Here is a 9,391-nt window from a genome sequence, read left to right as displayed (position 1 = left end):
AAGCTTTAATGGTCGATTTCGGGATGAGTGTCTGAACGAGCACTGGTTCAGCGATATCGTTCACGCCAGGAAAATCATTAACGACTGGCGGCAGGGCTATAACGAGTGCCGGCCTCATTCCTCACTGAATTATCGGACGCCAGCGGAATTTGCAACGGGCTGGCGAAATGGAAAAATTGAAGGTAAACAAACCGACATTACTAACTGACGATTGTGTTTAATACTGGGGGCAGGTCACCCTGAATCAGTTAAAAGTGTAATTCTCAGGACGCAGATGACTATATTTGGCACGAGGCGGACAGGTCCAAGAGGCATGACGTCTGCTATTGAGTGAGAAGTAGAAGTTCAAAATTGTGAACGATGCGTCATCATATGATGAACAAAAGAGATGTCGTTAAAAAAAATGGCACCTGTGAAAGTTACACAAAACTATATTAATTGCTTTTCATTAAAGCTGTATAGTGGCCTGCGGTGGTGATGACAATTTGTTGATGACTTTATATTTCGTTCATAAAGTTCAGAGCTTGCCTTGCCTGATGTTGTAGCGGTAATTGGATCTGGCAATCAACATATTGATATCACCACCGAGCTAGTACTGTTAATAACAGCTACTCAGTTTCTGATGGTTTTGGGCTACTCTCGGTTTCAGATGGTTCTGGGTTGCTATCAGTTTCAGGAGCATTCAAAGACTTATAATGATTTTCAATGTTTACCAATCCTGTATTCGTTATGTGGAGGATTTTCTTTCCTGATTGTGAGTGAGCAGATTGAAGACTAGTAAGCTCATCCTTGGCTCCTTTGGTAAGATCACTACCCCCCATTAGAACATGATTCTTACAGTCAGGGTTTTTTCTTATATCACCACCAAACTTAATTATTGTATCCTTGCCAAGCTTTCTATCAGTATTTTTTACATCAATTCTTGTTTTTTCTGTCTTAGTTATAACTTCACTTGGCGGTGAATTTGTAAGTACAGTACTTTCTGGAGAAATACTATCAGGGGTTTTGGATTCAGTATCTGGATTAGTAGATATTCTCTCTAGTTTATCCATAAAACCTTGTGGATGTTCAAGAACTATATCTGCACCACTATCCGCAGTATTTGTGTTAGTATGTCGAGTGAAGTCAACATCACCTTCGACATCCATGATATCAGTGATAACGCGAATAACTCTGGTTTCACCAATTCTACCCTTGTTTTTTTTAGACATTGGTTAACCCACCTTTAAAAAGACGTTTTTCACGCCTTGATAATTGTCAATTTTTAATTTCAGGATTGATATTAGATTTGCTAGCGTTTTAAATTTTTCAATATCATTAAAAGTGAAGTCAAGATTTTTATTATCCGCACTAATATCTGTTAACTTATCCTTGGAGGAGAGTGTGATTTTTTCATTCTCTTTTATTATCAATCGCTTGAAAGCTTCAAAAAAATAATCATAAATATCATTAATCGCGTCATCCCCTAAGCTCTCAATTTCTATTTGTTCATCACTCCCTTCCTCTTCATACATAACAGTAAGATTGAAATCCCAAGTATCTCTTATTTCTTTTAAAAGTCTTTGGTCAATAAAAGCCTTTTCAATGATGTGAGCAGTATTTTCTAATAATTTACCATCTAAAGATTGGTCATATTCCACTAATAATAAACTATTTGACATAAATCGCTCCTATTCTCTTAGATTATATGACATCGATCATGGATTTTTCCGGTTTTTTTCTAATTGTCAATATTTATTTTTTTCCAATAGCATCTGCTTCTGGTACGGAGCGGAGTTGCCAAGTCTGAATGAACACAGCCTGCCTGAACACTCACATCATAAGCATAAATAACGAACTCTGCGATAATTACCTGAAACGGGCAAAAACCAATAACAAGATAATCACTTGGATATCTGGTTGTACGCACTTTAATAACAATTAGTTACTGCTCTCGCCTCACTATAAACTCATCATAGAATGCGCCATTCCGCGGTATCAGTCGCTCGCTCAGTGAAACCATGCGAGCGGTAAAGTGCATATGTTGCGTGATTAGTAGTCACGCCTGAAAGCTTCACTGTTTTGGCTGAAGTTGCCACCTTCAGAGCCGCTTTGATAAGGGCTGATGGAAGCCCTGATCTCCTCATCTCAGTACGGACATACATTCCCCAGGTAGTGGCGATATGGATGTTTTGGGTAAAGTACTACAACTGACCCCGATGATGCCCAGCAACTTGTTACAGCGCTCTGAAATGAAGAGCTCCAGAAATGAATTTTTCCATGGTAACGGTAGTAACAACGGTCACACGCCGTCACATCAACGTTCTTACTGTTACGATTCCCTATTTGGCTCGGTAACAAAAGTAACACTGCCGGTCTGCTTTTATATCTCTTATACCCTCGCTGTAATTCAATATTGAACGCTTTCCCCGGTACAAGAAACGTGCATACAACTACAGGAGATTACTATGCACGATATTATCAATCAGGCCCGTGAGCTGTTGACAGCAAGACTGCACCGTAATGAGTCCTTGGGGTCCCCCAAAGAAACTGAAAGCTATCTCGCCCTCCAGCTTGGCGACCGTGAGCAGGAAGTCTTCGCGGTCATCTTTCTGGATAACCTTAATCAGGTTCTTCACTACAAGGAAATGTTCTACGGAAGTATCGCTTCCACCAGCGTCTACCCACGTGAAATAGCCCGCTTAGCGCTTCGTCTGAACGCTGCTGCGATTATCTGCTCCCATAACCATCCTTCGGGTCATCCTGAGCCATCAGCGGCTGACAAAGCCATTACCGAACGGATAAAGAACACGATGGAACTGATAGACGTTCGTGTGCTGGATCACGTTGTTGTCGGTGGCGGTCGGACCGTATCGTTTGCCGAAAGGGGCTGGCTATGAACTGCATACTGCCGTTACAGCGTGGTTTCATCGCGATAATGGAAAAGAACCGTAAACCCGGGGAGTGCATCCTCAACTTCCGTTCACCGGATTATTCGTCAGAGGGAGGTTACTGCCCGGTTGAGATCCGTCTGGTCCGTGATACGCTGGACTACGTTACCGAGTATTCCTACTTCGGCTACGAACAGGAAAAGTCATTGGATTTCGACTTTGGTCAGGGTATCGGTTTTCAGGCTTATGGAAGATATACCGACATCCGGAGTTACCGTGAGCTGTTCCTGCTATGGCAGCAAAACTTCATAACCTACTATCGGGCAGGCATCTATGAGGTCAAATCATGAACTGGAAAGCGTTACTCGTCGAAGCTTTGATTATGGCCTTAACGACTTTTGCAACCGTCTTCTTCCGGGGAATGGCTACACACTATGCACCCGACGAAGATTTCTTCTAATTTCCTCTCACTAATAGACCCCTGCCGCCAGGTATACCCTAAAGATCTGCCAGCATAACAACGGTGCAATGCCTCATGAAACCCTGCCACGATGCAGGTTTCGGATTTTGGCAGGTTTTGTGCACCGTAGCATACCTATTGGCAGGGTAAGGGGTTCATATGGCTATTGTTGGCTACGCCCGAGTATCCACCACAGGGCAAAGTTTGGATGTACAAATTTCAGCCTTATCCGGCTGTGAAAAAATCTTTAAAGAAATAATCAGTGGGGCTAAGGATGACCGCCCTCAGTTATTGGCAATGCTGGAATTTGTCCGTGAGGGGGACACTGTACAGGTAACGAAACTTTATCGTCTCGCCCGTAACACTCGCCACCTGCTGGAAATATCTGAGTACCTCCAGAAAAAAGGGGTGGCGTTGAGCATTCTTAACATTGGCATCAATACAGTCACTCCGACCGGAAAACTCATGCTGACTATGATAGGGGCAATCGCCACGTTCGAAAGAGAAATGATTCTGGAGCGTCAAGCTGAGGGGATAGCGCTGGCAAAACTAAAAGGTAAGTACAAGGGCAGAAAGGCCACTGCTCGTAGCAAATCACAGGAAGTTCTGGATATGCTGGATCAAGGACTGAGTAAGCCCGCAATTTCACGCCAGTTGGGAATAGGTATCACCAGTATTTATCGAATAGTCAGAAACAAATCAAGTTAAAGGAATACAAAATGAATCACGTTTCACTAATAACAGTGCTATCGCTTGTTATAGTCGTCTGTTTCCCCGCAAGAGCAGAAAGTAAAGTAATGGATATAACGTTAATCTGTGAGAAGAGCATAACCGCTGATATTCATTATGCTGATGAGCAAGGATTTATCGACATTAACACACCAAGTGGCGAGCGAAAAATACATTTACACAAAGCAGATGTTGTCGATAAATATTCGATTATGACCTTCTATGATGGGTTAGCACTGGCAAAAGTCATGTTTATGAATGGCAGTAAGCTAAATCACTTTGAATTGCAGATAGGTCCACACGGCGAGCTTAATACATGTAAAGGAGTCAGATAATGGTATTTAAAAATCGCCCCGAAGTCCTGTCAATACTGGCCGTAGTGCTTGCCCTAGCTTCCATCGGTTACGCTAAAGGTATCGTGGGCTATCAGGTCTGGACTACTGACGAAGGTTACAGTTTCGGCTTACAGGTCATGTTTCCCCGAATTATACTTATTCTCAGTGGCTTTATTGGTGCATGCGGTGCATTCGCTATTGCAAATAAATGCAGCCATTCACCAGATAAACCAGGCACTGTATATAAACTAGCATCCACTACAATGTTCATTATTGGTATTGGTCTCCTTGTCTACGGATTCTGGAACTGGAAAACCGACTATCAGGTAATCTACAGCATATTCGGGCCAGTATTTGTCGGAAACGGAATGTTCATTTTCATGCACAGGCTCAAATGGCTTAAAAGTAAAACTGTCACAGCGTCCTTTGCTGCGGTATTGCTGATACCAGCTTTTGTAGTAGCAAGCATAGGTAGGCCATCTCCGTTTGATGTATGGCAGTTTGTCGTTGTGCTAAATGGAGGAACAGGTTTATTCATATTGATGGCGGCTCTGAGCGGCAGTTTCGTTATGAACAGTATGATCTACCAAAAAGTTGAGCGGTAATTTGAAATAGTGATAAGGACAGAATCGAAGTGCGAAGATGATTTATTGTTCATCTATGATTCAATTTGGATGAACATAAAGTCTTGCCTTCGATTCTGCAATCAACACACTTACAACATTTCCCTGCTACTGCCTTGGTAGAGGTACTTCTGGAAGCCAATGAAAGTCTCTCTTACCACATCCGCCGAGCCTAGTTCGGCAAATGCATCGGCTAGGGCATTGTTATATTTGAGTTTGAGTAGTGGTCCAAGTTTGGTCTCATCTAGCTCAGTTACCCCTTCCTTAACATAATGGCCTAGCACAAAACTGAGGAAAGCATGTTGCTTGCTGTCAAATGCATTGCCGATAATTGTTTCGGCTCGGATGGCTCGCTCTTGCCTGGTTAATGGTTCGCTGGCATAAGCTACATACGCCAAGACATCAAATAGGTCACTTTCCTCAGCCTCAAGAACTTTCTGCATCTCAGTCAATTGATCAGCGCCAAATCCCTTTTCTGCCAAGCCATCGAGCAGTTTCTTACGCGTACTCGGCTCACTCCAGATAGTGCGGAGTTCATCCTCATCCTTGAAAAACTCTGGGAGTTTGCCAAACAGGTTTCCCATAAACTCCGTGGCTGACATTGGGGTACCATCCGGGTGCCAGAAGCTGGTTGCACTCATATGCTGTATTTTGCGGGCCTTGCCGTCTGCCAATTCGATTTTGATTTTTGCCTTCTTGTTGCAGCTACAAGGTTTATTACCGCACAATTGACATTGATCCTCGGGCGTCGGCTCCTTTAGGCATTCACATGGGCGTTGGTTACATACTGCACATATCTTTGCAACGGGTTTTTCGCATGAGCAGGGACTGGTACTACAGACTTCACACTCTTCGGGAGTCAAAGGTTCACCGTCCCATTCTGCATCGCTAAAGTGGTGATGGGCCTTCACAAAGTCATGGATAGTAAAGTAGTGTTTGCCATCATATAGACGAGTTCCACGGCCAATGATTTGCTTAAATTCAATCATTGAATTAATTGGGCGCATAAGAACAATATTACGCACATTGCGTGCATTTACCCCGGTAGACAATTTCTGTGAAGTAGTCAGTATTGTCGGGATCGATTTCTCGTTATCCTGAAACTCTCGTAGCCATTGTTCGCCTAGTGCTGCATCATCAGCAGTAACTCGATGGCAATAATTTGGATTGCTGCTTTTTTTAACCTGATTAATAAGGTCGCGAACAGCCAATGCATGCTCTTGGGTAACACAGAATACTATCGTCTTCTGGCTCTGATCGATCTCCTGCATGAATATTTCGATTCGCTTACTTTCTCGGGGTGTAATTTCGATAACGCGATTGAAATCCTTCTCAGTGTATACCCGGCCCCGCTCCACTTCACCTTCAACGACTTGATCATCGGATGTATAGATATATTCATCCAAAGTAGTGGCGTGCTGGCGCACCCTAAATGGCGTTAGGAAGCCATCGTTGATTCCTTCTTTGAGTGAATAGGTATAAACGGGGCTGCCAAAATAAACATAGGTATCAACGTTATCTTTGCGTTTTGGGGTCGCAGTCAATCCAAGTTGTACTGCTGGTTTAAAGTAGTTGAGAATGTCTCGCCAGTTACTCTCATCATTGGCACCACCTCGATGACATTCATCAATAATAATAAGGTCGAAGAAATCTGGCGGGTAGTCACCAAACACCGGGGATGGTTTGCCCTCGGCATTTGTGCCAGTCATGAAAGTTTGGAAAATAGTGAAGAAAATATTTCCATTCTTCGGTGCTTTCCCTTTCTTTTTTATCTCATCAGGGGAGATTCGTACTAAAGCATCTTCAGGGAAGGCAGAGAAGTCGTTGAACGCTTGGTTAGCAAGAATATTACGATCAGCCAGAAATAGAATACGTGGACGGCGAGTTGGTTCTTCCTCTTGTTTCCAGTCATTGAGGTTCCAGCGACTATGGAATAGCTTCCAGGCAAGTTGAAATGCGATAAATGTCTTGCCCGTGCCTGTAGCCAGGGTGAGTAAGATCCTATCTTGTCCTTCAGCTAGGGCTCTTAACACCCGCTCGATAGCAATGTCTTGATAGTAACGCCCCTGCCAATAGCCACCCTTATCTTCAAAGGGCACGGCAGTGAATCGATCCCACCACTGGTTTTGCAGCATAAAAGTGGCTTGCCATAGCTCATCTGGAGTAGGGAAACTGAGGACTGTTTCCTCCTTACCTGTTTCCATATCGATGGCATAGATACCTTGACCATTACTGGAATAGGCATAGCGGAGGGTAAGTTTGTTCGCGTAATCTTTAGCCTGTGCTACCCCGGATGTGAGCGGCTTGTCCCAGGCTTTGGCCTCGATTACAGCTAGCTTAGTATTTCTGTATTCCAGTACATAATCGGCGGAGAGCGCTTTACCACGTTTGCCATTACCTTCTAGTCGCCCTAGGGTGATGAGGTATTCTCGGCGAATACGGCTTCCAGGGAAGCTACCCCAACCAGCAGCAGCCAGCATGGGATCGATATGTTCGGCTCTTGTTTCGGCTTCATTCATAACTTTTATTCTCCCATGCCCAAATCTGTTCGCAAATTTTCTGGATTAACCATTGGCGTTCATCTATATCAGCTTTTCGGAATTTTTCATGTGATTGAAATTTGAGTTTTTGGTTTTCTGCCATAGATAAAAAATTCGGATTGTTTATGTAAGCTTGTGGATGCAACGATTTTGCCAGCAGATTTTCTTTCAGATAGTGTGGGACTTTCTCATCATAAGACATGGCTCCGTAAGATTGATTAGTGCCACGAGGTAAGAGGAGTAGGTCTCCTATCCGGTTTCGATAAGTGTCGAATTCATGTTTCTGATCAAACTCGTCGAAATGATCTTCAAACTTATCGGCCCAAATGTGCTCGACTTCGTAAGGTTTTGAGTTTTCAGCTTGAATAAAGTAAGTCGAGAAATTACTTTTAAGACCTGAGTGTGACTCGATATATGCAGTCACGCGTGAAAGAAGGAACTTAACGAAATAGCGATTCTGGCCGTGTAACCGAAAATGAGCCATACCTTCCCATTGTTCTTGCATCTCTTCAATCTTATTACCTAAGACTGAATGCAACTCTTCAATACTTTTGCCACGAATGTCCTTAACTAGCGAGTACATCGTGTAGCGAATCGAACTGGCACCAAAGTTTCTAAAGTTGATGGCTCGCCGTACGGAAAAGGTTTCTAGAAATTTCGCTACTAGATTTATTTTGAGCCTTACCGTTTCTCCGTTGTCCGACGAGCGGAGTGGAGCCAACATTAATGGTAAGCTTAATGAGTCGGCAATACCCCAGTTGTAGTGGTAGAAAACTTGTTCCCAACCAAGCTTTTCTTCATTTTGCGCTTCTAATATCTTCAAATATGCATCCAAATAGAACGCCATTTCAATGTGAACGAATTTTTGGAAGTCTTCCACCGAGTTGGCTTTTAACTTGGCTTTACCTATGTTGTCGCGAAACCAATTATGGAAGCGTGTGCCTATTTTCTCGAAATCTTCATTTGATGAGCCAGCTTTGCTCTGTCTGATCGTATCTGCGTATTGACTACGAAACCAAGCTTGGATGAAACGGAGGTCTTCCTCTTTACTTTCTAGATGCAAGTTCTGGATCGACTCTTTCCAGAAAGAGTTGGCTTTATCACGGCTTTTTTGATCGGGCAAACGGGATAAAATGTAGCTCTTTAACATTTCAGTGGCAGTTAGATTCAAGCCACGATCATTCATCGACTCGAAAATTGTATATGCATTTTCGTCAGAATAGGCCGTGATTTCGACCAAAATCACGTTGTATTTCAACCAGTCTAAAAAATAAGGAAACGCTGTAGCTTTTATCTCTTCAGGGAAAGCCAATTCGATATCGCAGTAGCGTTCCACCATATTGAAAGTAGATTCATCATCACCTTCTCGGACTTCGTAATGACCTTCCTGAAACAATTTTTCCAGACAGCGTTTACGCTCTTCAACCTGAATGTTGAAAGACTTTTCGCCGTATTTCTCGGAGAAAATCATCGGCTCGATAGACTCTTTTCCACCGTTCTGCTTTTGCAAATTGTTTAGATAAATCAGTAGGAGCGTGAGTGATGTCAGCCGTTGTTGTCCATCAATAATGCTGCGAGCCCCATCTTTACTGGCAACGACAAATGGACCAAGGTAATAATTATTATAATGTTCGACCTCAGATCTCGCATCACCATCCTCATAGGCGGCAAGAAAAGCAGAGCTCAGATCGGTCACCAGTTGCTCAATATGCTTTTTTTCCCAACTGTATTCGCGCTGGAAGTAATCAACCGTGTATTTTCGCTCGTTCAATACTTCAAACACGCAACGGTCATCTGCATCAATCTTGTGGTCGTCTTTGCTCATGCTTTATCC

Annotated in this window: 11 protein-coding genes; 6 read left to right on the top strand and 5 right to left on the bottom strand. The window is 43.2% G+C overall.

Annotation, left to right across the window (positions count from 1 at the left end; all coding sequences use genetic code 11):
* Window positions 1-208 (top strand): integrase core domain-containing protein (locus EDF75_RS11765; RefSeq protein WP_133599394.1); only part of this gene is annotated, 208 nt, incomplete at its 5' end.
* A 400-nt stretch (window positions 209-608) separates the two neighbouring features.
* Here the strand turns inward: EDF75_RS11765 and EDF75_RS11760 are convergent.
* The 3 genes from EDF75_RS11760 to EDF75_RS27600 form a co-directional block, all read right to left on the bottom strand.
* On the bottom strand, window positions 609-1,211 hold the full coding sequence (locus tag EDF75_RS11760) for a hypothetical protein (protein WP_133599392.1): 603 nt from the start codon (window positions 1,209-1,211) through the stop codon (window positions 609-611).
* Between the two features lie 3 nt (window positions 1,212-1,214).
* The gene (locus tag EDF75_RS11755) at window positions 1,215-1,661 is read right to left on the bottom strand and encodes a hypothetical protein (protein WP_133599390.1); all 447 of its coding nucleotides are present in this window, start codon (window positions 1,659-1,661) and stop codon (window positions 1,215-1,217) included.
* 291 nt (window positions 1,662-1,952) lie between these two features.
* Entirely contained in the window at window positions 1,953-2,162 is a 210-nt protein-coding gene (locus tag EDF75_RS27600) for a GNAT family N-acetyltransferase (protein ID WP_463671428.1), read from the bottom strand.
* Between the two features lie 285 nt (window positions 2,163-2,447).
* Here EDF75_RS27600 and radC point away from each other — a divergent pair, with 285 nt between their 5' ends.
* From radC to EDF75_RS11725, 5 genes are all read left to right on the top strand, one after another.
* Window positions 2,448-2,879, top strand: coding sequence for a RadC family protein (gene radC, locus EDF75_RS11745; RefSeq protein WP_133599386.1), 432 nt, complete (start codon window positions 2,448-2,450; stop codon window positions 2,877-2,879).
* Window positions 2,876-3,220, top strand: a complete 345-nt coding sequence (locus EDF75_RS11740) for a DUF2787 family protein (RefSeq protein WP_133599385.1) — start codon at window positions 2,876-2,878, stop codon at window positions 3,218-3,220. Before radC ends, EDF75_RS11740 begins: the two co-directional genes overlap by 4 nt.
* A gap of 269 nt (window positions 3,221-3,489) precedes the next feature.
* Window positions 3,490-4,038 (top strand): recombinase family protein, encoded by a 549-nt coding sequence (locus tag EDF75_RS11735; RefSeq protein WP_133599383.1) that lies wholly within the window; start codon window positions 3,490-3,492, stop codon window positions 4,036-4,038.
* Between the two features lie 11 nt (window positions 4,039-4,049).
* Window positions 4,050-4,394 carry a hypothetical protein gene (locus tag EDF75_RS11730; RefSeq protein ID WP_133599381.1) on the top strand — a complete coding sequence of 115 codons (345 nt, stop codon included), beginning with the start codon at window positions 4,050-4,052 and terminating at the stop codon, window positions 4,392-4,394.
* Window positions 4,394-4,999 (top strand): hypothetical protein, encoded by a 606-nt coding sequence (locus EDF75_RS11725; protein ID WP_133599379.1) that lies wholly within the window; start codon window positions 4,394-4,396, stop codon window positions 4,997-4,999. The genes EDF75_RS11730 and EDF75_RS11725 overlap by 1 nt, the downstream gene beginning before the upstream one ends.
* Before the next feature lie 110 nt (window positions 5,000-5,109).
* Here EDF75_RS11725 and hsdR read toward each other — a convergent pair whose 3' ends face one another.
* Window positions 5,110-7,536: an EcoAI/FtnUII family type I restriction enzme subunit R gene (hsdR, locus tag EDF75_RS11720; RefSeq protein ID WP_133599377.1), complete on the bottom strand. Its 2,427-nt coding sequence runs from the start codon at window positions 7,534-7,536 to the stop codon at window positions 5,110-5,112.
* Window positions 7,529-9,382 carry a DUF262 domain-containing protein gene (locus EDF75_RS11715; RefSeq protein WP_133599375.1) on the bottom strand — a complete coding sequence of 618 codons (1,854 nt, stop codon included), beginning with the start codon at window positions 9,380-9,382 and terminating at the stop codon, window positions 7,529-7,531. Before EDF75_RS11715 ends, hsdR begins: the two co-directional genes overlap by 8 nt.
* Window positions 9,383-9,391 lie beyond the last annotated feature (9 nt).

It is taken from the genome of Klebsiella sp. BIGb0149, from assembly GCF_004362605.1.
GTDB classification, from domain to species: domain Bacteria; phylum Pseudomonadota; class Gammaproteobacteria; order Enterobacterales; family Enterobacteriaceae; genus Klebsiella; species Klebsiella terrigena.
Note: the sequence above shows the minus strand (reverse complement) of the source record. Positions and strands in the feature narration are given on the sequence as shown.

What these genes read in the sequence shown, in the direction of transcription:
- radC (WP_133599386.1), top strand. Translation starts at nt 2,448, where the DNA reads ATGCACGATATTATCAATCAGGCCCGTGAGCTGTTGACAGCAAGACTG.
- EDF75_RS11735 (WP_133599383.1), top strand. Translation starts at nt 3,490, where the DNA reads ATGGCTATTGTTGGCTACGCCCGAGTATCCACCACAGGGCAAAGTTTG.
- EDF75_RS11760 (WP_133599392.1), bottom strand. Translation starts at nt 1,211, where the DNA reads ATGTCTAAAAAAAACAAGGGTAGAATTGGTGAAACCAGAGTTATTCGC.
- EDF75_RS11730 (WP_133599381.1), top strand. Translation starts at nt 4,050, where the DNA reads ATGAATCACGTTTCACTAATAACAGTGCTATCGCTTGTTATAGTCGTC.
- EDF75_RS11755 (WP_133599390.1), bottom strand. Translation starts at nt 1,661, where the DNA reads ATGTCAAATAGTTTATTATTAGTGGAATATGACCAATCTTTAGATGGT.
- EDF75_RS11740 (WP_133599385.1), top strand. Translation starts at nt 2,876, where the DNA reads ATGAACTGCATACTGCCGTTACAGCGTGGTTTCATCGCGATAATGGAA.
- hsdR (WP_133599377.1), bottom strand. Translation starts at nt 7,536, where the DNA reads ATGAATGAAGCCGAAACAAGAGCCGAACATATCGATCCCATGCTGGCT.
- EDF75_RS11725 (WP_133599379.1), top strand. Translation starts at nt 4,394, where the DNA reads ATGGTATTTAAAAATCGCCCCGAAGTCCTGTCAATACTGGCCGTAGTG.
- EDF75_RS11715 (WP_133599375.1), bottom strand. Translation starts at nt 9,382, where the DNA reads ATGAGCAAAGACGACCACAAGATTGATGCAGATGACCGTTGCGTGTTT.